We start from the raw sequence: 24,118 nt of genomic DNA, 5'->3' as shown, positions 1-24,118 counted from the left end.
TCAGAAGCTCCAGCCGCGGCCGAAGAGCTCGTCGCCGAGGGGGCCGCTGCCGGGAGCGGCTCCGCGCGCGCCGAGGTAGGAGGAGACGACGGCCGCGCCGAGGTCGTCCGACTCGGGGTTCACGACCGTGCCGCCGATGCGGCGGGCGAGGGAGTCGATGAACCGCGCGAGCCCCGGATCGTCGCCGAGGCGGAAGAACGTGGTGTGCGCACCCAGGCGGACGGAGGCGTCGAGCTCGCGGACCGAGACGGCGATGGTCACCGGGTCGGGCGGGTAGTCGAAGAAGATCCCGCCGTCGGGCTCGAGGTGCGCGGTCGGCTCGCCGTCGGTGACGATCAGGAGGATCGGCTGCGCGTTCGGGTGCTTGCGGAAGTGCCGGTTGGCGAGCAGCAGGGCGTGGTGCAGGTTGGTGCCCTTCTCCCACTCGGCGTCGAGGCCGACGAGCCGCTCGACGTCCATCACCTCGGCCTGCCGGCCGAAGGCGATGAGCTGCAGGTCGTCGCCGCGGAACCGGCTCGAGATCAGCGTGTGCAGGGCGAGTGCCGTGCGCTTCATCGGCACCCAGCGGCCGTCCATCGCCATCGAGAACGAGGTGTCGACGAGGAGCGCGACACTGGCCTGGGTGCGCGCCTCCGTCTCCTGCACCTCGACGTCGCCGATCTCGATCCGGACTCCGGAGCCCGTCGGGCGGCCGTCGCCGGCGGTGCGGGTCAGCGCGTTCGTGACCGTCCTGGTGACGTCCCAGGCCTCGGTGTCGCCGAACTCCCATGCGCGGGTGGCACCGGAGCGATCGCCCGCGGCGCCGGCGCGACGGAGGTTGCGCGCGCCCTGGCGGCCCGACATCGTGTCGGCGATGTCGCGCAGCAGCGCCTTGCCGAGCTGCCGCATCGCCTTGGGCGTCAGCGTGAGCCGACCGTCGGAGCCGCGGCGCATCGTTCCGGAGTCGCGCAGCGCCTTCTCGAGCCGCTTCAGCGTCTGCGCGTCGACCGCGGCGTCGTCGCCGAGGCGGCGGGCGAGGAGGTCGAGGTCGAGGTCGTCGAGGCTCGACCGCTCGGACGGCTGCGCGAGCTGGTCGGCGAGCGCGTCGAGGTCGGCGAGCTCCTGGAACACGCCGGTGCCGTCGCCGAGACCGAGGCCCTGCTCGCCGTCCATCCGCTCGGATCCGCCCCAGTCCTCGCCGGGACGCAGGCCCCGGAGGGTCTCGTCGAGCCGGCCGAGGGACTGCATCAGCTCGGGGGTGCCGAACGCCTGCTGAGCGAGAGCGTCGAGCTCGTCGCGCTGCTCCTGGGTCATCGAGTTGCGCATCCGCTGCGCCGCGGCCGCTCGCGCCGCGAGGGCGTCGATCAGCTCGTCGACCGACTCCGGGGCCTCGGGGAAGTACTCGCCGTGCTGCGCCATGAACGCGTCGAACTGCTCGGGGGTGTCCTCGCCCCGGGCGTGCGCCTCGAGCAGCTCGTTGAGGTCGCGGAGCATGGCGTCGATGGCGGCGCGGTCGGCGTCGCTCGCGTTCTCGAGGGCCTGCTTCATGCCCTCGAAGCGCTGGTCGAGCATCTCCCTGCCGAGCAGCTCGCGGATCTTCTCGAAGTCGGCGCGCGCCTCGGGGCTCTGCCAGCGGTACTCGGACAGCTCCGAGACGGCGGCGGCGGGGCTCGGCGGGAGGCTGTCGAGCTGCAGCTCGGCGAGAGTGCGGTCGGCGTCGTCCATCTGCGTGTCGCGGGCGAGCTGCTTGCGCTCGGCGAGGACGGCGCGGTCGAGCAGCTCGCGGATCTCGCGGAGCGTGCCGTCGAGGTTGTGCTTCCGGGCGAGGTCGCGGCGCCGCTCCGCGACGCGCGCGGCGAGATCGTCGAGGCCCTGGCCGTCGCGGGAGCCGCGGCGGAGGAACTCGCGCATCGCACGCTCGGGCGACGTGCCGGCCATGACGTCCTGGCCGATCGCGTCGAGCGCCTCGGCGAGATCGACGGGCGGGGCCAGCGGGTCGGGACCGCCCGCGTACTTCGCGTACCGCGCGTCGCGGTGCAGCCTCCGGTTGCCCCTAGCCACGACGGCCCCGGATCCCGCGGCACCGCTCAGCCATAGACGGCCTCGCCTCCGCCGGTCTCCTTGCTGAGGCGGCGCGAGAGGTAGAGACCCTCGAGAGCCAGCTCGATCGCTCCGGCGATGCGGCCGTCGCCCGTGGCGTCGAGGCGCTCGGCGATCTCGTCGTAGACGGTCGCCTCGCCGAGCATCGGGAGCCCGGCGAGGAACTCCTGCGCCGTCACCTGCTCGCCGGTCGTGATCATGCTGCCGTTCTCGACGGCGTCGACGAGCGGGCCGAGGTCGATGCCGCGCAGGTGCGCACGCACCGTCTCGGCGGTGGCCTGGCGGAGGAGGTGGTCGAGGATCTCCTCCTCGCGGCCCTCCTCGCCCGACTCGAACTCGATCTTGCCGCCGAGCACGTCGACCGCGGTCTCGAGGTCGATCGGGCGGGCGACCGCCTCGTCCTCCCCGCGGCGGGTCGCGCGGTGCAGGGCGGCGGCGGCGATGGTCTCGGCGCCGGCGATGGCGAAGCGGGCGCTCACGCCGCTGCGCTGATCGACCGAGCTCGACTCGCGCAGCGCGCGGGTGAAGCGGGCGAGGATCTCGATGAGCGCGTCGGGCACGATCGCGACGAGCTCCGCCTCCTGGCGGATCACCGCGATCTCGTCGGCGAGCGCCGCGGGGTAGTGCGTGCGGATCTCGGCGCCGAAGCGGTCCTTCAGCGGCGTGATGATGCGGCCGCGGTTCGTGTAGTCCTCGGGGTTCGCGCTGGCGACGACGAGGACGTCGAGCGGGAGGCGGAGGACGTAGCCGCGGATCTGGATGTCGCGCTCCTCCATCACGTTGAGCATCGCGACCTGGATGCGCTCAGCGAGGTCGGGCAGCTCGTTGATCGCCACGATGCCGCGGTGGCTGCGCGGGATGAGGCCGAAGTGGATGGTCTCGGGGTCGCCGAGGCTGCGGCCCTCGGCCACCTTCATCGGGTCGACGTCGCCGATGAGGTCGGCGACGCTCGTGTCGGGCGTGGCCAGCTTCTCGACGTACCGCTCCTCGCGGCTGCGCCACGCGACGGGCAGCTCGTCGCCCAGCTCGGCGGCCCGGCGGCGGCTGATCGAGGTGATGGGCTCGTAGGGGTGCTCCCCGAGCTCGGAGCCGTCGATGACGGGCGTCCACTCGTCGAGCAGGCCGTTGAGCGTGCGCAGGAGGCGGGTCTTGCCCTGGCCGCGCTCGCCCAGCAGGACGATGTCGTGGCCGGCGAGGACCGCGCGCTCGACCTGCGGGATCACGGTCTCGGAGAAGCCGTGCAGCCCGGGCCACGGGTCGCGCCCCTCGCGCAGGGCGTCGAGCAGGTTCTCGCGGATCTCGGTGCGGAGGCTCTTCTGCACGTGGCCGGAGGCGCGCAGCTGGCCGAGGGTGTTGATCGCTGGACTCGTCACCTCGGCAACGCTACGCCGCACCTCCGACACGTGGTGGAGGTCGGGGGAACTCGGAGGCGGGGCGCTCGTGTCGGGTCTCTGCGCGTCGATCCGGGCTCGCCGATCGGTTCGCCCCGCGAGACGACGCCCGGTCACCCGCCATCCGGATCTCGGGGCGGTGGCGGCGTGTCATCGAAGCGGGGTCGTGGAGGCGGGTCGGGTGGTCGTGCAAGGAGTGTCGGTGGTCGGGTGGTGATGCGGCGTCCGGTGGGGGTGGTCCAGTGGGCGGTCCCATCGGGATGAAGGACGTAGGTCCACCGGTCACCGTGGCGCACGTGATGGTGCCCGGTGCAGAGGGAAGCGAGGTTGGCGAGGGCGGTGTCGCCGCCGTTGCGCCACTCGATCGTGTGGTCGGCCTCGCTGGTGGAGGCGGGTCGGGTGCAACCGGGGAAGCGGCAGGTCTGGTCGCGCAGCTGCAGGTGGAGGCGCATCCGCGGGGGTGGGACGCGGTGGGTGCGACCCACGGAGGCGACGGCTCCCGTGTCCGGGTCGGTCAGGATCCGCGTGAAGGACGCTCCGACGCCGACGAGCTCCCGCGCGACGTCGGCGGGGACGAGTCCGTAGCCGTCGAGATCGGCCGGGGCGTCGTCGGCTCCGGAGGCGGTGCTCGCGGCGAGCGTCAGCCGCACTTCGGCGCGCACCCCCGGAACGAACGTCGGCGAGGCCGTCGGGCCGTTTCCGGCCGGGGTGGTGCCGGCGACGTCTCCGTCGCAGAGCAGGTCGGCGAGGGCGTCGGCGCGCAGCTGAGCGAGGGTCCGCTCGTCGCCCGGGGCGTCGGCGCTGCCCTCCCGGAGGGTCCGGGCGATGCGGTCGATGCGGTGGAACGCGCCCATCGCGACCTCGGCCGGCAGGAGCGCGCCGAGGGTGGCCATCCCGTCGATCTCGGGACTCACCCACACGCCCCGGTCCGCGCGAGCGCGCACGTGCCGTGCGGCGAGGGGTTTGTCGTGCAGCTGATCCCGCATCCGAGCGACCGCCCGCTGGAGTTGCGTCGGGTTCGCGGTGAGTGCGATCTCGGCGGCGCGCTCGTCGAAGACGGCCCGCGATGACCGGGGCAGGGTGCTCGCGGTGTCGCAGATCACCTGGCTCGCCTCCCACAGGATGATGCCGTCCGCGAGGGCAGCGCGGGTGTGTGGGAGGTCTTCGTTCAGCAGCTGCCCGTGCTCGAGGATGCGCGACAGCCTCCGCTCCGTGGTCCGCATCGAGACCGCGAGGTCGGCGCGGATCGACCGCTCGAACAGCTCGCGGGACTCGCTGCGGCCGAGACTGCCGCCGCGCACGAACGCCTCCGGGATCAGCCGTGCCGCCCGGTACGCCGCGTACACGGCGGTGGCTCTGGTGAGCTGCGCGCGAGACGAGGTGACGTCCGAGCGCACAGCGATGTCGGTGAGCGTCCTGACCGTGTCAGGCGTCACCACCACCGCTGCTTCCGCACCCGTTCTCTCCATACGGATATTGAATCAGGGACCTCCGACACGGAACCGGCTCCGATGCTCGAACGGGAGAACCCACCCCCGGACCGCGCCTGTGGAGGACGCGCACCGGTGCGCCCGGGCCGTGTCGCGTCCGAAGGGGAAGTCTGTGAGCACTCCTGCCGGCGGTGGTGGGTCTCGATACGCCGCTCCGCGGCTACTCGACCAGCAGGAGGCGGGCGAGCGCGCGAGCGGGCGAGGCGAGCAGGCGAGCGGGCGAGGCGAGCAGGCGAGCGGGCGAGGCGAGCAGGCGAGCGGGCGAGGCGAGCAGGCGAGCAGGCGAGCAGGCGAGGCGAGCAGTCAGGCATCGCGCCGGGCTCGCGCCTTGCTGAGAGGGCTCGAAGATTCGGGTGGGAGGCTCGGAGGCCATCGCGATCGGAGGGACTCCCGATGACCCGCACCATGACCCGCGCCGGCCTCGTGGCCGCGACTTTCGCGCTCGGCGGCCTGCTCGCCTCCTGCACCGCCGCACCACCGCCCAGCAGCCTGCTCGCCGAGGGGGACGGCGAGGTCCGCACGGTCGCGCAGGATCTCGAGGCGCCGTGGTCGGTGGCCTTCGTCGACGGCACGGCGGTGGTCAGCGAGCGCGACAGCGGGCGCATCCTCGAGGTCGCCGACGACGGCGGGACGCGGGAGATCGGCTCCGTGGACGGAGTGGTCGCCGAGGGCGAGAGCGGGCTCCTCGGTCTCGCCGTCGACGGGCGGACCCTCTTCGCGTACTCGACCGGGCCCGACGGCAACCGCATCCAGCGCTTCGACGTCTCGGGCGAGCCGGGCGCGCTCGAGCTCGGTGCGCCGGAGACGATCCTCGACGGCGTCCCCGCCGCGCGGAACCACGACGGCGGGCGGCTCGCGATCGGGCCCGACGGGATGCTCTACGCCACCGTCGGCGACGCCGGGCAGCGCGAGGCGGCGCAGGACCTCGACTCGCTGTCGGGGAAGATCCTGCGGATGACCCTCGACGGGGAGGCGCCCGCCGACAATCCGTACCCGGGCTCGCTGGTCTACAGCTCGGGCCACCGCAATCCGCAGGGACTCGCCTGGGCGTCGGACGGGACCCTGTTCGCGAGCGAGTTCGGGCAGGACACCTGGGACGAGCTGAACGTGATCACTCCGGGAGCGAACTACGGCTGGCCGGTCGTCGAGGGGATCGCCGAGGACGACGGGTTCGTCGACCCCGTGCAGCAGTGGAACCCGGATGCGGCCAGCCCGAGCGGCATGGTCGCGATCGACGACGTCCTCTACCTCGCGAACCTCCGCGGAGAGGTGCTGCGGGCGGTGCCGGTCGCGGATCCGTCGACGCAGAGCGACTACGCGATCGGCGAGTACGGGCGCCTGCGCGATGCGGTCGCGGCTCCGGACGGCACGCTCTGGATCGTCACGAGCAACACCGACGGCCGGGGAGCGCCGGGCGGCGAGGACGACCGCGTGCTGGCGGTGGATCCGCCCGGCGTGCAGTGACGCCAGGTCTCTCCGCACTGCTCGAGTATCGGCTGAGGCGGGTGGATCACGATCGGTCGTGCTCCACCCACCCGACCCGATTCAGGTCGCCGCGACTACGGGGCGCGACGGTCGTAGCGGAACAGGAAGGCGGCCATGGCCTGCCGCGAGACATCCTCGAGCGGGTGGTAGGTCCCGTCGGCGTTGCCGGTGGAGATGCCGTCCGATTTCATCCACTCGATCTGCGAGTAGAACGGGTTGGCAGGTCCCACGTCCGAGAAGGACGGGGTCGCGGGACTCACCGGCGGCTCGCCCGACATGCGGGAGAGGAACGCCGCCATCGCCTGCCTGCTGACCGGATCCTTCGGCGCGTAGGTGCCGTCGGCGTTGCCTGTCGAGATCTTCTCCGCCTTCATCCACTCGATCTCGCGATAGAACGTGTGATTCGTCGGAACATCGGTGAAGGACGGGGTGGCCGGCGGAGTGAAGGCCTCTCCGGAGTACCGGTAGAGGAAGGCCGCCATCGCCTCACGGGTCACGACGCCCTCGGGCTGGTACTCCGTGCCACCTCCCGCCGCGGGGTAGCCCGTCGAGATCTTCTCATCGCCCATCCATTGAATCGGACCGTAGAAGACGTGCGCCTCGGGGACGTCGACGAAGAGCTGCGGGAGGTAGTCGAGCGGGCGGAGGGTGCCATCGATGCCGGAGGGCGAAGACCCTGCGGTGATTGGGAGTCGCCTTCCTTCGGCCGGCGTGGAGGCGTTGCGCCACCACTCGTCCCGGTAGGTGGCCGAGAATCCGGTGGTCTGCTGTCGGAAGCCGACGACGTAGGTGTTCCCCGGTGCGAGCGGGAGGGAATAGCTCCCATCTGCCGCCGGAGCGACCGCGAAGCCCGTTCCGGGACACATGTTCTCGCCGTAGCACTCGCCGGCGGTCACCTCGACGGGAACTCGTGGCGACTCCGTGTTCCCGTAGCGGTCGACGGCGCGGACGTGGCCGGTGGCGTACTCGTACTCGATCATCGTCCAGTCCGCGCTGGCCGCGCTTCCGGCGGTGACGGCGACCTCGGCGCCGTCGTCCAGATCGATAGGGCTCGAGCCCCAGCGCTGGTAGGGATAGACCCCGTAGACGGAGAACTGGACCTGATGAGCCCCGACCTCCACCAGAACGAGCTCGTAGCGACCGTCGGTGTTCGTGGTCCCGTATCGGAGGTTTCCCGGTCCGGAGACGGTCTGCACGGCGATTCCCGCCAGCGGGGCACCCGCCGAATCCGTCACTCTTCCGACGATCGTCCCGGTCTCGACCGCGGCAGTCTCGGCCGACGCGGTCGGCGCCAGAAGACCGCCGCCCATCAGCACTGCGAGCGCAGCGACCCCTGCGATCCGACGCACAGGGCTCGATCTGCTCCGGGACGGCGCAGGTCGATCGGCGGGCTCCCACCCGAGGTAGCGGCGGATGCGGTCGTGCAGAGTCATGCGGTGGCCCCCGAGTAGTCGTTCGAGAGTCTCTGCGGACGGGACTCTCTCTGCGACGCAACCTAGCGACAGCGAGGCTCTCGAGGGCTCGGATCCTCGTGATCAGTCCGATGACATAAGCGCGCGAACGGCGTGTCTCACCCCTGAACTGGGGTGCCTACGTGCCCGGCCGGCGATCGGATCCCCGCCGGATCGTCGGGCCGTCGTCGACGGCACCGGGATGACGCAGAGGCATCGGCGGACGACGACGGCGGGGGACGTGATGCAGCGCGCCGTCAGCCCAGCGCGCGGAACGCCTCGTCGGCCACGTCGAGCGTCTGCGCGATGTCGGCCGAGGTGAGCGCCGCGTTCAGGAAGTGGTTGTGGTGCGAGCTGAAGAAGACGCCGCGCCGCACGCACTCCGCGATCCACTGCTGGTGCAGCATCAGCGAGCCGTCGTCGACGAGGCGCAGGTAGAACAGCGCCGGCTCGCCGGAGGTGATCAGGGTGTGGCCGTGCGAGGCCGCGACATCGACCAGTCCGGTCGTCAGCTCCACCCCGAGCTCGCGGAAGAGCCGGGGGGCGTCGAGCTCGACGAGCCTGCGCTGGGTCGCGATGCCCGCGGCGAACGGGACCGCGCTCATCCAGTAGCTGCCGGTGTAGGTGATGCTGCCGACCGTCGCGCGCAGGCTCTCGCGGCCGCAGAGCGCCGAGACGTTGTAGCCGTTCGCGATCGCCTTGCAGAAGCAGATCAGGTCGGCCTCGAAGCCGTAGTAGTGGTCGCTGCCGGCCAGGTCGAGACGGAAGCCGGCGCGGACGTCGTCGATGATCAGGACGACCCCGAACTCGTCGCAGAGGCGGCGCACCGCCGGCCAGTAGCCCTCGTCGGGCAGCACGTTGTCGGCGAAGTTGCCGTGCATGTACGGCTGGCCGATCAGCGCGGCGATCTCGCCCCGGTGCTCGGTGAAGACGGCGCGCACGGCGGCGAGGTCGTTCCACGGGATCTCGAGGTTGCCCTCGACGTCCTGCGGCAGCACTCCGGGGTAGTCGAGCTTCTGCGACCACGGGTCGACGCCGTGGTAGTAGCCCGAGATCATCACGATGCGCCGGCGACCCGTCGCCGCCCGCGCGGTCATGATCGCGAGCGTGGTGACGTCTCCGCCGTTCTTCGCGAAGAAGGCCCAGTCGGCGCTCGCCACCTGGTCGACGAGCAGCTCGGCGAAGTCGATCATCACGGTCGACGGGAGCGACACCACGTCTTCGCGCGCGGTCTGCGCGGTCGCGGCCGCGGTCACCTCGGGGTCGACGTAGCCGAGCACGTTGGGCCCGTAGCCGCACATGTAGTCGAGGTACTCGTGCCCGTCGAGGTCCCAGAAGCGCGTGCCCTCGGCCCGTTCGGAGAAGAGCGGATAGGCCGACCGCGGGATCATGCCTCCGCCCGCCGGGCCGAGGTGGCCGGGGACGCCGCCGGGGATGACCCGGGAGGCGCGGGCGAACGCCTCCTGGCTGCGCGGGTGGGTGAAGGGGACCGTGGCGAGGGTCATGATGCTCCGAGGTAGGCCCCGACGCGGTCGAGGAGTCGATTGGTGTTGTCGATCAGGGGGATGTAGCCGCGCATCGTGACGCGGCCGTCGCCCACGCAGGCCAGCGCGGTCTCGCGGCCCGAGAGCACGTCGCCGGCGACGCCGAGGTCGCGGAAGCGCAGGGCGGCGCGCGGGCCGCCGACCGGGTCGCTCCGGCGCGAGAGGCGGTGCCCGCTCACGCGGATGCGGTAGCGCAGGTCGTCGCCGACCTCGATGTCGAGATCGCCGTCGGCCATGTGCTCCGCCGAGACCCTCCCCGCCCGGTCGCCGTTCGCGACCACGGTCAGGGCGGAGGCGACCACCTCGAGCGTGAGCAGCGTGGTGCGCTCGGTGATCACGGGGTCCTCGGACCCCAGCGCCTCGCCGAGCAGCGCGCTGATCGGCGTGAAGACGCCGGTGAGGAAGCGGATGCCGCGCGGACCCGCCAGCGGGATCGGCTGCGCGGTGCCGGCGATGACGGCGTTGAGGTGCCTCGCGGAGGAGAACAGCAGCGTCGGGCCGGGCGCTCCCCCGCCGCGGCGGATCGAGGTGGAGGTGAAGGTGTAGCTCGCGCGCAGGCCGCCGGGGGCGATCAGGGTGAGGGTGGTCGGCGTCCGCACCGGGGCGAGGGCGCGAGCGGCCTCCGGCGACAGCTCGACGAGGCGGGGCAGCGCGCCGAGGACCGCGTGGAGGTTGATCGCGGCGAGGACGCGGTCATCGAGTTCGGTCAGCATCGTGTCCTCCGGGGCTCGGGGTGGCGGGATCCGCGGCGGGTGTGGTCAGCGCCGCGAAGGCTGTCGCGGTGAAGGCGATGTAGGCGCGCGCGGCGTCGGAGTCGCGGTCGGCGAGCCAGGTGAGGGTGAGGCCGTCGAGCGAGCGGGTCAGGGAGTGGGCGAGCTCGGCGACGGGGCGGGTCCAGCGGACTCCCGCGATCCCGGCGGCGTAGGCGAGGGCCTCCTCCGACGCGGCCCGGTAGACCGCCCACTGCGCGCGCACCGCGTCGGGGTCGTGCCGGACGGCGTAGAGCGCGACCTCGAGCAGGGCCAGCTCGCCGCTGGGCGCGCTCTCGAGCAGCGCGAGGTAGCCCTCGAGTCCGTCGGTCAGCACCGTGGCGATGTCGGCGGGGTGCTGCGCGTCGACGTGGTCGGCGTGCAGGATCGCGGCGAGCCGCTCGCTGTCGGTCACCTGCTCGATCACCGCCGAGACGAGCTCGTCGCGCGAGGCGAAGGAGTAGTGGAACGCGCCGAGGGGCATGCCTGCCTCGGCGACGATCGCGCGCGTGGTGGCGGCGGCGAGTCCGTCGCGGGCGATGACGCGGATGGCGGCGTCGACGAGCTCGGCCCGCCGCTGGGTGACGGGGATGCGGCGCATCAGTGCGCCCCCGTGAGCCGGGCTCCGACGGCCAGGATCATCCGGCGCGGGGCGAGCTTCGCGCCGAGCGCGCGGACCCGGTTGCCGAGTCCGATCGTCAGCACCGGCTCCGTGCTCCGGTCGAGGTGGCGGAAGGTCGCGTCGAGGACCGCGTCGACGGTGTCGACCGTGCCGATCTTGAACGTGTCGGACCCCGCCGCCTCGAAGAACTCCGTCTCGATCGGCCCGGGGCACAGCGCCAGCACGCGCAGTCCGCTCCCCCGCGTCTCCTGCCAGATCGCCGCGGTGAGCGAGGTGACGAAGGCCTTGCAGGCGCCGTACGCGGCGGCTCCCGGTAGCGGCTGGAAGGAGGCGGTGCTCGAGACCATCAGCAGGGTGCCGCGGGAGGAGGCGAGCAGGTCGGGGAGGAGGAGCCGCGCCAGCAGTGCTGGGGCGAGCACGTCGACGAGGATCTCGTCGGCGAGGCGCGCGGGGTCCTCCTCGGCGAAGGGCCCCGCTGTGCCGAAGCCGGCGCAGTTGACGAGCACATCGGCGCGGAGCCCCTTCTCGCGCAGCTCCGCAAGGAGCGCCGCGGGGGCGGCGGGGTCGGAGAGATCGGCGGCCACGACGGTGACGACTCCTCCGAACCGGTGCTCGATGTCGAGCGCGAGCGCCTCGAGGCGGTCGCGGCGACGGGCGACGATCACGAGGTCGTGGCCGCGCTCCGCGTACCGGAGGGCGAACCCGCGGCCGAGTCCGGAGCTGGCGCCGGTGACGACGGCGAGGGGGCGGTGGTGCGGCATGGAGTCCCTCCGTGAAGTTGGACGCTCGTCCAACTCCGTCGAGTAAAGCCGCTCGGCGGGCACGAGTCAAGAGGTCCGGGCAGCCTCGCGCGCCCGCCGTTTCGGCCGCGTTTCGAGCGGATGAAGACTTCTCGTGCCGCTTGCCCGCAGCCTCCTCCTGGGCTTCTCTTGTCCCGAGTTGGACACCGGTCCAACTCTGCGAACCCCTCGAGGAGCCGCCCGTGTCCGTCCTCACCCGCACGCCCGCCACCCGCAGGACCGATCGGCGCGGCCTCGCCGTCGGCGCCGGATTCGCCGCCCAGGGGCTCGGCTACGCGGCGATCATGACCTCGCTCCCCTCCTCCGCCGCCCGCTGGCAGCTCGACGCGACGGTCGTCGCCCTGATCGTCCTCGGCACCTGCATCGCCGCGGCCATCGGCTCGCTGCTCGCCGATCTGGTCGCGGTCCGGTGGGGCAGCCGGGCGGCGATGTGCCTCGCGCTGCTCGCGCAGGCCGTCACGATCCTCGGCATCGCCTCGGCATCGGTCTTCCCGGTGTTCCTCGGCTCGATCGTGCTCTACGGAGTCGGCCTCGGCATGCTCGACGCCGCGCAGAACATGCAGGGCGTGCTGCACGAGCGCTCGAGCGGGCGGGCGCTGATGGGCCGCTTCTACGCCGCGTACACGGCGGCGGCCATCGTCGGCGCGCTGTGCATGTCGGCGTTCCTCGCCTCGAGCGGCGCGGTGACCGGCGCGCTCGTGGTCGCGGCCGTGGTCGATGTCGCGGTCCTGGCCGTCGGGGTGCTCTGGCTCGACCCGGCGCGAGCGGCGCGCAGCGCGGGCGTCGCCGACCGGGCGGTCCTTCCGCGCGGTCGGCTCGTCGCGGTCGGGATGATCGTCCTGGTGGCGTTCCTGCTCGACTCCGCCGTCTCGACCTGGAGCACGGCGTACCTTCAGACCGGGCTCGGGGTCGCGGCGGCGATCGCTCCGCTCGGCTACGCGGCCTACCAGGGCGCGATCCTGCTCACCCGGCTCGCGACCGACCCGCTCGAGTCGCGGCTCGGGAGGCAGCGGCTGGCGGCGCTCGCCCTCGCCGCGGGCGTGCTCGGGCTGATCGCGGTCGCGGCCGTCCCCTCCGCCGCCGGGGCGATCATCGGCTTCGCGGTCGCGGGGCTCGCGACCGGGGCGCTCGTGCCGCTCGCCTTCAGCGCCGCCGGCGCGATCCTCCCCGCGCGCAGCGACGAGGTGATCGCGCGCGTCAACCTGTTCAACTACGCCGGCGCCGTCGCGGGCGCCGTCGTCCTCGGCGTGATCGCGTCGGGCCCGTCCCTCGGCCCCGCCTTCCTGCTGCCGGCGGTCGCCCTCCTGCTCTGCCTCCCCCTCCTGCGCACCCTGCGGCCCGCGGCGTGAACCACCGAGGGAACCCCGGACCGTCGAGGTGGCCCGCCCGTAACGGCGGTCTCGACGGCCCGGGGTTCCCTCGACGCCCTACTTGATCGAGCCGCGCATCACGCCGCTCACGACCCAGCGCTGGGCGAAGAGGTACACGATCAGCAGCGGCGCCATCGCCATCAGGTACGACGCGAAGGCGACGGTGTAGTTCGTGTTGAACTGCCCCTGGAAGACGTACTCGGCGAGCGGCAGCGTGCGGGCGGAGGGATCCGACAGCACCACGAGCGGCAGGATGAAGTCGTTCCACGCCCAGACGCAGGTGAGGATCCCGACCGTCGCGTTCATCGGTCCGAGCAGCGGGAAGATCACCTGCCAGTAGGTGCGCCAGGTCGAGGCCCCGTCGGTGCGCGCCGCCTCCTCGAGCTCGATCGGGATCGAGCGGATGAACGCCGTGTAGATGAAGGTGTTGATCGACAGCCCGAACACCGCGTAGAGCAGGATCAGGCCGACCTGGTTGTCGAGGCCGAGCAGCGCCGTCTCCTTCACCACCGGCAGCATGATGATCGGGAAGGGCACGAAGACCGCGGCGAGCAGGTAGAAGTAGACGCCCTTGAAGAACGGCTTGTCGAGGTTGCGGGCCACCGCGTAGGCGACCATCGAGTTCGAGAAGAGGGTCAGCCCGACCGCGCCGACGGTGATCAGCGCCGTGTTCACGAACGCCTGCGGGAAGCGGGTGGCCGTCCACGCCGCCGAGAAGTTCTCCCACGAGATCGAGGTCGGCAGCTCGAAGCCGGTGCCGCCGAGCTGATCGGGTGTCTTCAGCGCCGTCACCACGGCGAAGTAGAGCGGCAGGAGGATCGTGAGCGAGCAGACCGCGATCAGGGCGGTCGCCCACCAGTTGATCCGGTAGGTGTCGCGGGAGGGGCGGCGCGGGCGCCTCCCGTCCTGCGGCTCACCCAGGGCGATGGCGGTGGTGGGAGTGATGGTCGAAGTCATCAGAACGACGCCTCTCTGCGGCTGAGGACCCGGAACTGGATCAGCGAGACCGCGATGATGATGAGGAAGTAGAGGACGGCGTTGGCCGTCTGGTAGGCGTACTCGCCGCCCTGGAAGCCGCCGCGGTAGATGAGCAGCGTGATCGACTCCGTCGACGTGCCGGGGCCGCCGTTGGTCAGCGCGATGATGTGGTCGAAGACCTGCAGGAAGTTCTTCATCGAGATGACCATGTTGATGGTGAAGAACGACGCGATCAGCGGGAACGTGATCGAGGTGAACTGCCGCCACGTGGTCGCTCCGTCGAGCGACGTCGCCTCGTAGAGCTCGCCCGGGATGGTCTGCAGTCCCGCGAGGTAGATGATGATCGAGAAGGCCGAGGCCTGCCAGACCGCCAGCACGACGATCGCGACCCAGGCCCAGTCCGGGTTCGCGAGGATGTTCTCGCCGATCACCGGGATCGCGCCCAGGATCTGCGGGAGCGAGTTGGCGAAGAGGTACTGGAACACGTAGCCGATGACCAGCGTCGACAGCACGTAGGGGATGAAGAAGATCCCGCGGAAGGCCGTCTGGAACCTGATCCTCGCGTTCAGGGCGATCGCGATCGCCAGCGAGATCACGTTGACCAGGATCGTCGAGACGATCGCGAAGCCGAAGGTGAAGCCGTAGGCCTTCCAGACCCGGTCGTCCTGCAGCAGGGCGAGGTAGTTGGAGACGCCGATCAGATCCCACGAGCCGTAGCCGGCGTAGTTCGTGAAGCTGAAGAAGACGCCGGTGAGCACCGGGACGGTGTGCAGCACGAAGAAGAGCAGGACGGCGGGGATCGTCATCCAGTAGAAGGTCTTCGAGGTGCGCCCGATGGTGCGCCGCTTGCGGGGCGTCTCGGGAGGCGTCGCCGCCACCGTCTGCGCGGCGGCTGTCGTGGTCGTGGTCATGGCCTCATCACTTCCTGGTCGTGCGTGCCGCGACCTTGCGCCACTCACTGTCGAGGGTCCGGAGCGCCGCGTCGGCGTCCCCGTCGGCGAGGAACGCCTGGAGGGTGGGGTTGAGCGGGATGCTCGCGGGGATCTGGTGGTCGACGAAGCCGATCAGGCGGCCCTCCTCGAAGTACGGCTGCAGCTCGGCGAGGGTCGGGTCGGAGTTGGGCGCCGCGTCGACGAGCGGCGAGAACGCGGCCTGGCTCTCGACGTAGGGCTCGACGACCCCGGGGGTGAGCAGGTAGTCGACGAAGCGGCGGGCCGCCTCGAGCTTCGGCGTGCCGCGGCCGATCGCCAGAGCGACGTCGACACCCGAGGTGACCCGCGTCTCGGCCGGGTCGTCGAGGACGGGGTAGGGGAACACTCCGAGGTCGATGCCGGGGTTGTTGGTGCGGACGGGGTTGATCGCCCAGATCCCTTGCGGGTACATGGCCGCCTCGCCCGCGGCGAACGCCTGGTTGCCGTCGTCGTAGCCGCGGCCGAAGGCGCCCTCCTGCGTGTACGAGAAGATCTGGCCGAGCCGCTCCATGGTGGTGGCGTAGTCCTTCGAGAACGAGACCGGGGAGTCGGCGCCGAGCGACGCTCCCTCCTCGCGCATCGCGTCGAAGAAGCCCTCGGGCTGCAGCTGGCCGCCGATCGCGTTGAAGGCGGGCGCGCCGGTCCAGTTGTCGAGCAGGGCCCCGTAGAACGGAGTGACGCCCGCGGCCACGAGAGCGTCGCAGACCGCGATCAGCTCGGTCCAGGTCGTCGGGACCTCGATGCCGTTCTCGGCGAAGATCGTGCGGTTGTAGAGGATGCCGTCGGCGTTGTTCGCGAAGGCGAGGGCGTTCACCTCCTCGCCGTTGAACGAGCCGAGGTCGGCGAGGATCTCGAGCGCGGCGGGGTTCACCCGGTCGACGAGCTCGTCGCCGGTGAAGTCGTGGAACACCCCCGCCTCGGCGAGGTCGGCGTAGTAGCCGCTGCCGTTGAGGGTGAGCACGTCGGGCACCTTGTCCTTGACGAGCAGCGTGCGGATGGCCGTGTCGGGGTCGGGCACGTTGTTCGCGATCACGCGGATGTCGGGGTTGGCGGCCTCGAAGTCGCGGATGATGCGGGCGAAGTCCTCGACCGCCTCCGCCTTGAACTGGAAGAAGTCGAGCGTGGTGACGCCGTCGGCGCCGGGCGAGGCGCAGGAGGCGAGCGCGGCGGCGGACGCGGCGGCGAGCGGGACCGAGAGGAAGAGCCTCCGGGAGAACCCGGGAGGTGGTGCGGGGCGTGCTGACATGGTGGCGCCTCCTTGCGCTGGGGGGATGTGAGGGCAGGGCGGAGCAGCCTGCAGGTCGCGGGGTGCGACCGGCAGGCGGCGGGTCGGGCGGGTCAGACCGCCGTCAGGGCGAGCACGACGAGCTGCTCGGGATCGAGGACGGGGGCCTGCAGGCCGACGGAGGCGAGGACGCGGCCGGGCAGGACGGTCTCGCGCTCGGTCCAGCCGAGGCCCGACTGGCCGGGGCCGCCGAGCGGCGAGGTGACGGGGGCGAGACGGACGGAGTAGGCGGTGTCGGGATCGAGGCCGGGGAAGGTCATGCGCCCGGGCGGGTAGCTCTCACCCGTGCGCAGCTGCGCGAAGGTGAAGAGGGCCGATCGCCGGTCTGCGGCGACGACTCCGGAGAGCGCGGCAGCGGTGTCGGCGAGGTCGGCTCGCACGGCCGTTCCGGTGTGCAGCATCGCCCGGTGCTCGCGGTGGAACGCGACCCAGCGGGTCAGCTCCTCCTCGACGGCGGGGTCGAGATCGGAGATGTCCCACTCGATGCCGAGGTGGCCCGCGAAGGCCGCGCCGGCGCGGAAGGCGAGCGAGTGCGCGCGCTTCGTCGAGTGCGACTGCGGGCCTCCGATGTGCTGCCCCATCAGTTCGGGCGGCACGACCAGCTGCGTGTACGGCTGGATCGTCTGCCGCTCGAGCGGGTCGATGCAGTCGCTGGTCCAGATGCGGTCGGTGCGGGCGAGGATCCCGAGGTCGACCCTGGCGCCCCCGGAGGCGCAGGCCTCGATCTCGAGGCCGGGGTGCCGGGCGCGCAGCTCGTCGAGCAGGCGGTAGAGGGCGAGCACGTTCTCGTGCACCGCCGCGCGGCCGGTCGCCGACGAGACGGCCTCGACCAGGTCGCGGTTGTGGTCCCACTTGAGGTACGGGATCGGGTACTCCACCAGCAGCGCGTCGAGGGCGCCGAGCACGTGGTCGTAGGCGCCCTGCTGCGAGAGGTCGAGGACCTGCTGCTGCCGGCCCGACGGCGGGAGGTGCCCGGCGGGGCCGAGGATCCACTCCGGATGCGCCCGCGCCAGCTCGGAGTCGGGGCTGATCATCTCGGGCTCGACCCAGAGGCCGAACTGCATCCCGAGTCCGGTGACGACGTCGATGATCGGCGAGAGCCCCTGGGGCCAGACGGCGGGGTCGACGCTCCAGTCGCCGAGACCCGTGGTGTCGTCGCGGCGGCCGAGGAACCAGCCGTCGTCGAGGACGAAGCGCTCGACGCCGATCCGCGCGGCGCGCTCGGCGAGGGCGGTGAGGCGTGCGAGGTCGTGATCGAAGTAGACGGCCTCCCAGGTGTTGAGCGTGACGGGCCGCGCCGTCGCCGGGTGCTGAGCGCGGGCGCGCACCGCCGCGTGGAAGCGGGATTGCAGAGCGGTGAGCCCGTCGCCCCAGGAGCCGTAGGCGACCGGGGTCTCGTAGCTCTCGCCCGGGGCCAGCTCGAGCTCGGCGGGGCGCAGCAGCTCGCCCGCGGCCAGGAGGGAGACGCCCTCCGGCGTGCGCTCGGCGCGGACGGCGGCGTTGCCGCTCCAGCCGAGGTGCACGCCGTGCACGAGCCCGCGCTCCCAGCCGAAGCCGGGGGTGCCGACCGCGAGCAGGAGGGTCGCATCGGCGCCGGGCCGGCCGCGGCGGGTGGAGCGGACGTGCTCGCCGATGGTGAGGGTGTGCCGCTGCGGGTGGCGCTCGCGGAGGTGGTGGCCGGTGGTGTCGAGGATCTCGCGCGCCGTGGCGGGCAGGGGGAAGCCGAGCTCGAGGCGCTCGAGGCGGAAGGGGCGCTCGGCGAGGTTCTCGACGCGGGCGCGCTGGGTGAGCAGGCCCGCGGTGTCGAGCTCGAGGTCGATGCAGACCCGCAGACCGGCGCCGGTGGCGGTGACGCGGAGGGACTGGTCGACGCTCTCGAGCGCCTCGACGACGAAGCGCTCGGTGCTGGTGGCGCGCTCGTGCGTGCCCTCGAGGGTGGGGGCGTGCTGCCAGCCGTCGGCCTCGACCGCGACGAGGGAGAAGGGGGCGGGGGCGTCGAGCCCGCCCGAGACGCGCTGCGGGACGGCGGCGTCGGCGAGCGCCGATAGTTCAGGAGCGGAAAGATCACCGAGGTCGCGGCCCCAGTGCACGATCGCGGGGAAGGTGACCGAGCGGGCGTCGACGACGACGCTCGTGCCTCCGCTGCGGAGGTGGAACAGGGAGGATTCGGCGGATCGGAGGGCCCCTGCGGGTGCCGTGGCGTCGGTGCTGCGCTGCATGCGTTCTTTCTACGGCAGAAGTAACGCGGGTGTCAAGAGCGATCGCCGTGCGCGATCGGGAGTGCTGGAGAGCAGGCGGCGACTAGGTTCGTACCGATAGGGAAAGAAGGGCGCCGGACATGACGGACACCATCGCGGCCGAGGACGGCACCGGCACCTCGGCGGAGCTGCTCGCCCGCGAGGTCCTCATCCACGGCCCCATCTCGCGCGGCGCCCTCGGCCGCCGCCTCGGCCTCTCCCCCGCCAGCCTCACCCGCCTGGCGCGGCCATTCATCGAGGGCGGGCTCTTCGTCGAGGGCGCCGAGCAGAGCACCGGCATCGGCCGCCCGGCGCGCCCGCTCGACATCCGACCGGAGGCGCTGCGCTTCGCGGGCGTCAAGGTCACCGGCACGCAGGTGCTCGCGGTCCGCACCGACCTGCGCGCGCAGTCCGACCTCGAGATCGTCCGCGACCTCGGCGGCACGGCGCCGCGCGACGTGATCGACGCGATCGTGGCGGTCGTCGAGGAGCTGGGCGGCGCCTCCGGATTCGCGGGACTCGGCATCACGATCGGCGGCAGCGTCGACGCGGCGGGGCGGGTGAGCCGCGCGCCCTTCCTCGGCTGGCGCGACGTCGACCTGGCGGGCCCCGTCTCGGAGGCGCTCGGCCTGCCGGTGGCGCTCGAGAACGACGTGGTGGCGCTGACCGCCGCCGAGCACTGGTTCGGGCGCGGACGCGGGCTCTCGCACTTCGCGGTGCTGACGATGGGGGCCGGAGTGGGCTACGGACTGGTCGTGCACGACCGCGTGGTCGCGCCTCCGGCCGCGGGACTCGGGCTCGGCGGGCACTTCCCGCTCGACCCGGGCGGGCCGGTGTGCGAGACGGGCCACCGCGGCTGCTCGACGGCGATGCTCACGCTCGGATCGATCGAGCGCCAGCTCTTCGTCGCCTCCGGCCGCTCCCTGACGCTGGTGGAGGGCCTGGCTCTGGCCGCGAGCGGCGACGCGGCGGCCGCGCGGATCCTCGGCGACTCGGCGCGGGCGCTCGGGACGATGATCTCGGCGATCGCGAACCTGGCGATGGTCGACACGGTGATCCTCGCGGGCGAGGGCGTGGCGCTGTACTCGGAGCAGACCTCCCTCGTCGACGCGGCGATCGCGGCGACGCGCGACCCGGACGCCCGGGCTCCGATGCTGCTGGTCGACGACGGCGGGCTGATCGAGTGGGCCCGCGGGGCCGCCGCGACGGCGATCCAGCGGCTGCTCCCGCGCATCGCGGGCTCCACCGCGTAGGAGCCGGACCACGGCAGACTGGACGCAGCGGGCGCTGCTCCGCGGACTCGACGACGAGAGGAAGGGCGGAGCCGATGGCACTGCTTCACGGTGACGGAGCGCTCGAGAGGCTGGCCACGGGAGCCGTCTGGAGCGAGGGTCCGCTCTGGATCCCCGCCGAGGGGCGTCTGCGCTGGAGCGACATCCCGAACGACCGGATCCTGCAGTGGGACGGCGCCACCGGGGAGACGTCGGTGCACCGCGAGGGCGTGGAGTTCACCAACGGCCGCCTCCTGGACGCCGACGGGAGCGTCGTGCAGTGCTCGCACGGGCGCCGCCGCCTCGAGCGCGAGCGGCCGGACGGCACCCTCGAGGAGCTCGTGGCGGGCTGGGACGGCGGACGGCTGAACTCGCCGAACGACGTCGCACTGGCGCCCGACGGCTCCTACTGGTTCACCGACCCCGACTACGGCATCAGCCAGCCGCGCGAGGGCCACCCGGGCGAGCTCGAGTACGGAGCCCGCTGGGTCTTCCGCTGGTCGGCCGAGGACGGGATCTCGCCGATGATCACCGACATGGTGCAGCCGAACGGCATCGCGTTCTCGCCGGACGGCGGGACGGTCTACGTGACCAACACCGCACGCGTCAACGGCGACGGCCCCGGCCACTGGATCCGCGCCTACGGAGTCGTCGGCCGCGGCACCGCCGCCCGCGACGGCCGGCTCTTCGCGGAGATCGACCGGGGTGCGCCGGACGGCATCGCCGTCGACGAGGACGGGCGCGTCTGGTCGTCCGCCGGGGACGGCGTGCACGTGTTCACGTCGGCCGGCGCAGAGGTCTTCTTCGCGCCCGTGCCGGAGGTCGTGTCGAACGTCTGCTTCGGCGGACCGGACGGGACCGACCTGTTCATCACCGCGACCACCAGCGTGTACCGGCTGCGGACGCGGGCGCGGGCGGCCTCGTTCGTGCAGGGGTAGCTCGCGCCGCTCCTCAGGCGAGCCCGTGCCGGTGGGCGAACGCGACGAGCTGGAGGCGCGAGGCGAGACCGAGCTTGCTGAGGATGCTCGAGACGTGGCTCTTGACGGTGGACTCGCTGAGGTGGGCCTCGGCGGCCATCTCGGCGATGCTGCGGCCCTGCGCGGCGGAGGCGAAGATCTCGCGCTCCTTCGGGGAGAGAGCAGCGAGCACGTCCGGAGCGGCGGCGGGGGCGTTCGACACGTAGTCGTGGAGCGGGGCTCGATCGCCGGCGCCGGCGACGACGGTGCGGCCTGCGGCGACGGCCCGGACGGTGCCGAGGAGCAGATCGGTGGAGGCGTCCTTCATCAGGAAGCCGACGGCTCCCGCGGCGAGGGACTCGGCGATCGCGCTGTCGTGCTGATGGGTGGTGAGGACGATCACGCGAGTGCCGGTGCCGGGGTGCTGCGTGATCTGCCGCGCGGCGGAGATCCCGTCGAGGACGGGCATCCGGATGTCGAGGAGGAAGACGTCGGGGTTCTCGCGGACCGCGAGCGCGACGGCCGCCGCTCCGTCGACGGCGGCTCCCGCGAAGTCGAGATCGGGCTCGGCGTCGATGAGCATCTGCAGCCCCGAGCAGAAGAGCAGGTGGTCGTCGGCGACCGCGACCCGGATCACGCGCCGGCCCCGCGAGGCGGCGCGGGGATGGAGGCGGTGACGATGAAGGTCTCTCCGCCGTCGGCGTCCTCGGCCGTGAGCCAGCCGCCGGCGAGCTCGGCGCGCTCCTTCATGCCGACGATCCCCATCCCGGAACCGATCGAGGGCTCGCGGCCGGGGTGTCCGCGGGAGGTGATCTCGAGCAGCAGCGCGGTGCCGTCCCAGAGGAGGCGGAGGAACGCGTTGGGGTGGTCGCCGCTGTGGCGGAGAGCGTTGGTGAGCGCCTCCTGCACGATGCGGTAGACGGCGAGCTGCTGGCCGTCGGAGAGGGTGAGGGGCTCGCCGCTCTCGCAGAAGCCCACGACGAGACCGGCGGCGTCGAACCGCTTCAGCAGCTGCGGGAGGTTCTCGAGGGTCGGCTGGTCGAGGGTGACCGCGCTGGGACCGATCGACTCGATGAGCATCCGCACCTCGACGAGCGACGTGCGGGCGACGTCGGAGATCACCGCGAACGATGACTCCGCGCGATCCGGCCGGGTCCTGACGAGCCTCACGGCTCCGTCCGCCTGCGCGAGGACGATGGAGAGGGACTGCGCCATGATGTCGTGCACGTCGCGCGCGATGCGCGTGCGCTCGGCGATGAGCGACAGCTCGCGACCGGCGTCCTCGAGGTTCCGCTCGAGCGCGCGCTGCTCGGCGAGGAGTCGTGCGCGCTCGCGCAGGAGCCGGACGAGGAGTCCGCCGGCGAGCCCGAGGGCGACGAGGCCGGCGAGGGCCGCGGCGGGAGCCGGTCCCTCCGCCCGGAAGGCGAGAGCCGCTGCCGCGGCGGGGAGGGCGACGGCCAGCACCGCGCGGACTCGCACCTGCGGGCGAGTCGCGGACCGGGCGGCGGCGTAGACGAGCCCGGCGACGAGCGGCCACGCCCCGCTGAGCCCGGCGTCGGCGCCCAGGAGAGCGAGAGCGGTGACCGCCGCGGCCGTCAGGAGGCCGAGCGCGGGCGCCGCGCCGCTCGTTCCGACGACCACGGCGATCAGGACGATCAGCGCGGCTCGGACCGGACCGCCCTCGTAGGCGAGGCGACCCGCCTCCGCCGACAGCCAGAACCCGGCGAAGGCGAGCGCGAGCACGACGTCGATGAGCTGCGGCGGGAGGCGGCGCGACAGTCCGGGCATGCCCCGACGCTAACGGCCCGATCACTCCGGCCGGCGCGTTCTCGAGGACATTTCGTCCGAACGGACGAGACGAGGCGTCCCTTCAGGCGAGGACTCCGCGAGCCGCGGCCGGGGGCGTGCCCGTCACCCGGGATCCGTCCGCGCACGCGCTGCTCGATCGGGACTCCGGTGAGATCGTCCTCCCTCCGGGCGACCCGCGCGACCTGCGAGACGGGGCGACCTCGGCTCAGCGTCCGAGCTGCTCGCGCAGGCCGCGGACCACGAGGTCGTGGTCGTCCATCGACGCGAGGCCCGAGACGGTGGCGGCGGCCACGACTCCGACGCCGCGCACCCGGATCGGGAACGAGCCGCCGGTGAGGGCGTAGTCGGGGCCGAGCCAGCCGCCGGTCGAGGGGTCGCCCCCGGCGGCGGCGAAGCGGGCCGCGGCGAGGGCGCTGCTCGACTCCAGGCGCAGCACGACGGCCGACTTGCGGGCGAGCCACGACTCCTGATCGGGGGTGCTGCCGGGCAGCGCGGCGCGGAAGAGGATCAGGCCGGGGCGGCGGATGTCGACGGCGACGGCGGCTCCGCGGGCGAGCCCGGTGATGCGGGAGCCGAGCTCCCAGGCGGTGCCGTGGTCGAAGGCGTCGAGCACGAGCTCGCGCTCCTGCTGCTCGAGCTCGGGGATGGCGTCGGCGTCGGTCACGGGGTCCTCCTGGGGGTCGGGGCTGTCACACTCCCGAGGGAACCAGTTCTCGGCCGGATCCCGCGTCCGACGCGGTGTCCCGGCGAGAACCGGTTCCCGGGGGGGATGTCAGCGGCCCTCGTACTCGGCGTCGGTGATGTGCTCGCGCCAGGTGGTGGTGAGCGCGGGATCCTCGGCGCTCTCGAGGATCGCGAGGTGCTCCATGAAGACACCGGGGGCGGAGGCGTGCCAGTGCTCCTCCCCGGGCGGGGTGTAGAGGGTCTGGCCCGCGCGGACCTCGACGACGGTGCCGTCGCGTCCGCCGAAACGCGCGACTCCGGCGGTCACGTGCAGGTACTGGCCGCGCGCGTGCGAGTGCCAGGCCGTGCGGGCGCCGGGCGCGAAGCGGACCCTGGCGTCGGTGGCGCGCTGCTCGGGGCCGTGCGGCACGGCGATCGGCTCGACCCAGACGTCGCCGGCGAACTGCTCGGGCGGGTTCTTGGTGGTGGGGGCGGCGGGCTCGATGTTCACGGTGTCCTCTCGGGGCGGATGGTGCCTCCATGCTCGATCGCGGCGCGGCGGCGCGGGAGGCCCTGCTGGGACACCTCTCGGGCGCGGTACGGTCGCAGGATGAGCGAGACGTTCCTCGAGATCCACGTGCCCCTGACCCGCGAGCCCGGAGCGCCGGAGCAGGCCGACGACGACGAGTACCTGTTCCCGTGGATCGACGAGATCGAGACGCTGCTCGCCGAGCTCGAGGGGCCGGTCGAGGAGTACGACAGCGGCGAGGAGTGGGCGAACGCCGACGGCGAGCCCGAGTACCTCTTCTTCGTCACGGGCGGCACGGAGGCGGAGCTCGCGGCGGTCGCGCGCTCGGTCGCGCTGCTGCCCAGCGTGCCGACGGGGGTCTACGCGACGATGAACGACTCGGCCGGCGAGACGGGCGAGGGCGCGCCGGTGGACATCGGCCTGTAGGGCCTTCCACCG

21 protein-coding genes are annotated in these 24,118 nt (G+C 72.6%); 5 read left to right on the top strand and 16 right to left on the bottom strand.

What is annotated here, in order from left to right; translation table 11 throughout:
* From GSU68_RS02550 to GSU68_RS02540, 3 genes are all read right to left on the bottom strand, one after another.
* Positions 1–2,040 (bottom strand): VWA domain-containing protein, encoded by a 2,040-nt coding sequence (locus tag GSU68_RS02550; protein WP_159905555.1) that lies wholly within the window; start codon positions 2,038–2,040, stop codon positions 1–3.
* Positions 2,041–2,066: 26 nt separating this feature from the next.
* Positions 2,067–3,452, bottom strand: a complete 1,386-nt coding sequence (locus GSU68_RS02545; protein WP_159905554.1) for a magnesium chelatase — start codon at positions 3,450–3,452, stop codon at positions 2,067–2,069.
* 131 nt (positions 3,453–3,583) lie between these two features.
* The gene (locus tag GSU68_RS02540) at positions 3,584–4,906 is read right to left on the bottom strand and encodes an HNH endonuclease signature motif containing protein (protein WP_159905553.1); all 1,323 of its coding nucleotides are present in this window, start codon (positions 4,904–4,906) and stop codon (positions 3,584–3,586) included.
* Between the two features lie 447 nt (positions 4,907–5,353).
* On the opposite strand from GSU68_RS02540, the gene GSU68_RS02535 reads away from it, so the two are divergent.
* Positions 5,354–6,424, top strand: a complete 1,071-nt coding sequence (locus GSU68_RS02535; RefSeq protein ID WP_159905552.1) for a PQQ-dependent sugar dehydrogenase — start codon at positions 5,354–5,356, stop codon at positions 6,422–6,424.
* 95 nt (positions 6,425–6,519) lie between these two features.
* On the opposite strand, the gene GSU68_RS02530 is transcribed toward GSU68_RS02535, so the two are convergent.
* From GSU68_RS02530 to GSU68_RS02510, 5 genes are all read right to left on the bottom strand, one after another.
* Positions 6,520–7,794, bottom strand: coding sequence for an S-layer homology domain-containing protein (locus tag GSU68_RS02530; protein WP_159905551.1), 1,275 nt, complete (start codon positions 7,792–7,794; stop codon positions 6,520–6,522).
* Between the two features lie 359 nt (positions 7,795–8,153).
* The gene (locus GSU68_RS02525) at positions 8,154–9,401 is read right to left on the bottom strand and encodes an aminotransferase class III-fold pyridoxal phosphate-dependent enzyme (protein ID WP_159905550.1); all 1,248 of its coding nucleotides are present in this window, start codon (positions 9,399–9,401) and stop codon (positions 8,154–8,156) included.
* Positions 9,398–10,153 carry a hypothetical protein gene (locus GSU68_RS02520; RefSeq protein WP_159905549.1) on the bottom strand — a complete coding sequence of 252 codons (756 nt, stop codon included), beginning with the start codon at positions 10,151–10,153 and terminating at the stop codon, positions 9,398–9,400. Before GSU68_RS02520 ends, GSU68_RS02525 begins: the two co-directional genes overlap by 4 nt.
* Complete coding sequence (locus GSU68_RS02515; RefSeq protein WP_159905548.1) at positions 10,134–10,790, bottom strand: TetR family transcriptional regulator; 657 nt, start codon at positions 10,788–10,790, stop codon at positions 10,134–10,136. The genes GSU68_RS02520 and GSU68_RS02515 overlap by 20 nt, the downstream gene beginning before the upstream one ends.
* Positions 10,790–11,572 (bottom strand): SDR family NAD(P)-dependent oxidoreductase, encoded by a 783-nt coding sequence (locus GSU68_RS02510; RefSeq protein WP_159905547.1) that lies wholly within the window; start codon positions 11,570–11,572, stop codon positions 10,790–10,792. The genes GSU68_RS02515 and GSU68_RS02510 overlap by 1 nt, the downstream gene beginning before the upstream one ends.
* 221 nt (positions 11,573–11,793) lie before the next feature.
* Between GSU68_RS02510 and GSU68_RS02505 the strand changes: the two genes are divergently transcribed.
* The gene (locus GSU68_RS02505) at positions 11,794–12,960 is read left to right on the top strand and encodes an MFS transporter (protein ID WP_159905546.1); all 1,167 of its coding nucleotides are present in this window, start codon (positions 11,794–11,796) and stop codon (positions 12,958–12,960) included.
* Between the two features lie 78 nt (positions 12,961–13,038).
* Here the strand turns inward: GSU68_RS02505 and GSU68_RS02500 are convergent, their stop codons facing one another.
* The 4 genes from GSU68_RS02500 to GSU68_RS02485 all read right to left on the bottom strand — a co-directional run bounded on the left by GSU68_RS02500 (position 13,039) and on the right by GSU68_RS02485 (position 18,434).
* A complete protein-coding gene (locus GSU68_RS02500; RefSeq protein WP_159905545.1) occupies positions 13,039–13,938 on the bottom strand; it encodes a carbohydrate ABC transporter permease in 900 nt (299 codons plus the stop codon).
* Positions 13,938–14,870 (bottom strand): sugar ABC transporter permease, encoded by a 933-nt coding sequence (locus tag GSU68_RS02495; protein WP_159905544.1) that lies wholly within the window; start codon positions 14,868–14,870, stop codon positions 13,938–13,940. The genes GSU68_RS02500 and GSU68_RS02495 overlap by 1 nt, the downstream gene beginning before the upstream one ends.
* Before the next feature lie 7 nt (positions 14,871–14,877).
* On the bottom strand, positions 14,878–16,176 hold the full coding sequence (locus tag GSU68_RS02490) for an extracellular solute-binding protein (protein WP_159905543.1): 1,299 nt from the start codon (positions 16,174–16,176) through the stop codon (positions 14,878–14,880).
* A 92-nt stretch (positions 16,177–16,268) separates the two neighbouring features.
* The gene (locus GSU68_RS02485) at positions 16,269–18,434 is read right to left on the bottom strand and encodes an alpha-galactosidase (RefSeq protein WP_159905542.1); all 2,166 of its coding nucleotides are present in this window, start codon (positions 18,432–18,434) and stop codon (positions 16,269–16,271) included.
* Positions 18,435–18,553: 119 nt separating this feature from the next.
* Between GSU68_RS02485 and GSU68_RS02480 the strand changes: the two genes are divergently transcribed.
* Positions 18,554–19,705, top strand: coding sequence for an ROK family protein (locus GSU68_RS02480; protein ID WP_159905541.1), 1,152 nt, complete (start codon positions 18,554–18,556; stop codon positions 19,703–19,705).
* Positions 19,706–19,779: 74 nt separating this feature from the next.
* Entirely contained in the window at positions 19,780–20,661 is an 882-nt protein-coding gene (locus tag GSU68_RS02475) for an SMP-30/gluconolactonase/LRE family protein (RefSeq protein WP_159905540.1), read from the top strand.
* Positions 20,662–20,674: 13 nt separating this feature from the next.
* Here the strand turns inward: GSU68_RS02475 and GSU68_RS02470 are convergent, their stop codons facing one another.
* The 4 genes from GSU68_RS02470 to GSU68_RS02455 all read right to left on the bottom strand — a co-directional run bounded on the left by GSU68_RS02470 (position 20,675) and on the right by GSU68_RS02455 (position 23,662).
* Entirely contained in the window at positions 20,675–21,316 is a 642-nt protein-coding gene (locus tag GSU68_RS02470; protein ID WP_159905539.1) for a response regulator transcription factor, read from the bottom strand.
* The gene (locus GSU68_RS02465) at positions 21,313–22,467 is read right to left on the bottom strand and encodes a histidine kinase (RefSeq protein WP_159905538.1); all 1,155 of its coding nucleotides are present in this window, start codon (positions 22,465–22,467) and stop codon (positions 21,313–21,315) included. Before GSU68_RS02465 ends, GSU68_RS02470 begins: the two co-directional genes overlap by 4 nt.
* Positions 22,468–22,693: 226 nt before the next feature.
* Positions 22,694–23,152, bottom strand: a complete 459-nt coding sequence (locus tag GSU68_RS02460) for a heme-degrading domain-containing protein (RefSeq protein ID WP_159905537.1) — start codon at positions 23,150–23,152, stop codon at positions 22,694–22,696.
* 108 nt (positions 23,153–23,260) lie between these two features.
* The gene (locus tag GSU68_RS02455; protein ID WP_159905536.1) at positions 23,261–23,662 is read right to left on the bottom strand and encodes a cupin domain-containing protein; all 402 of its coding nucleotides are present in this window, start codon (positions 23,660–23,662) and stop codon (positions 23,261–23,263) included.
* Positions 23,663–23,761: 99 nt separating this feature from the next.
* Here GSU68_RS02455 and GSU68_RS02450 point away from each other — a divergent pair, with 99 nt between their 5' ends.
* The gene (locus tag GSU68_RS02450; protein WP_159905535.1) at positions 23,762–24,106 is read left to right on the top strand and encodes a hypothetical protein; all 345 of its coding nucleotides are present in this window, start codon (positions 23,762–23,764) and stop codon (positions 24,104–24,106) included.
* The last annotated feature ends 12 nt before the right edge of the window (positions 24,107–24,118 follow it).

Source organism: Rathayibacter sp. VKM Ac-2759, assembly GCF_009834225.1.
Classification (GTDB): domain Bacteria; phylum Actinomycetota; class Actinomycetes; order Actinomycetales; family Microbacteriaceae; genus Rathayibacter.
This window is presented reverse-complemented; position numbering and strand designations above follow the sequence as displayed.

What these genes read in the sequence shown, in the direction of transcription:
- GSU68_RS02520 (WP_159905549.1), bottom strand. Translation starts at nt 10,153, where the DNA reads ATGCTGACCGAACTCGATGACCGCGTCCTCGCCGCGATCAACCTCCAC.
- GSU68_RS02535 (WP_159905552.1), top strand. Translation starts at nt 5,354, where the DNA reads ATGACCCGCACCATGACCCGCGCCGGCCTCGTGGCCGCGACTTTCGCG.
- GSU68_RS02495 (WP_159905544.1), bottom strand. Translation starts at nt 14,870, where the DNA reads ATGACCACGACCACGACAGCCGCCGCGCAGACGGTGGCGGCGACGCCT.
- GSU68_RS02475 (WP_159905540.1), top strand. Translation starts at nt 19,780, where the DNA reads ATGGCACTGCTTCACGGTGACGGAGCGCTCGAGAGGCTGGCCACGGGA.
- GSU68_RS02480 (WP_159905541.1), top strand. Translation starts at nt 18,554, where the DNA reads ATGACGGACACCATCGCGGCCGAGGACGGCACCGGCACCTCGGCGGAG.
- GSU68_RS02490 (WP_159905543.1), bottom strand. Translation starts at nt 16,176, where the DNA reads ATGTCAGCACGCCCCGCACCACCTCCCGGGTTCTCCCGGAGGCTCTTC.
- GSU68_RS02510 (WP_159905547.1), bottom strand. Translation starts at nt 11,572, where the DNA reads ATGCCGCACCACCGCCCCCTCGCCGTCGTCACCGGCGCCAGCTCCGGA.
- GSU68_RS02515 (WP_159905548.1), bottom strand. Translation starts at nt 10,790, where the DNA reads ATGCGCCGCATCCCCGTCACCCAGCGGCGGGCCGAGCTCGTCGACGCC.
- GSU68_RS02485 (WP_159905542.1), bottom strand. Translation starts at nt 18,434, where the DNA reads ATGCAGCGCAGCACCGACGCCACGGCACCCGCAGGGGCCCTCCGATCC.
- GSU68_RS02500 (WP_159905545.1), bottom strand. Translation starts at nt 13,938, where the DNA reads ATGACTTCGACCATCACTCCCACCACCGCCATCGCCCTGGGTGAGCCG.
- GSU68_RS02465 (WP_159905538.1), bottom strand. Translation starts at nt 22,467, where the DNA reads ATGCCCGGACTGTCGCGCCGCCTCCCGCCGCAGCTCATCGACGTCGTG.
- GSU68_RS02525 (WP_159905550.1), bottom strand. Translation starts at nt 9,401, where the DNA reads ATGACCCTCGCCACGGTCCCCTTCACCCACCCGCGCAGCCAGGAGGCG.
- GSU68_RS02450 (WP_159905535.1), top strand. Translation starts at nt 23,762, where the DNA reads ATGAGCGAGACGTTCCTCGAGATCCACGTGCCCCTGACCCGCGAGCCC.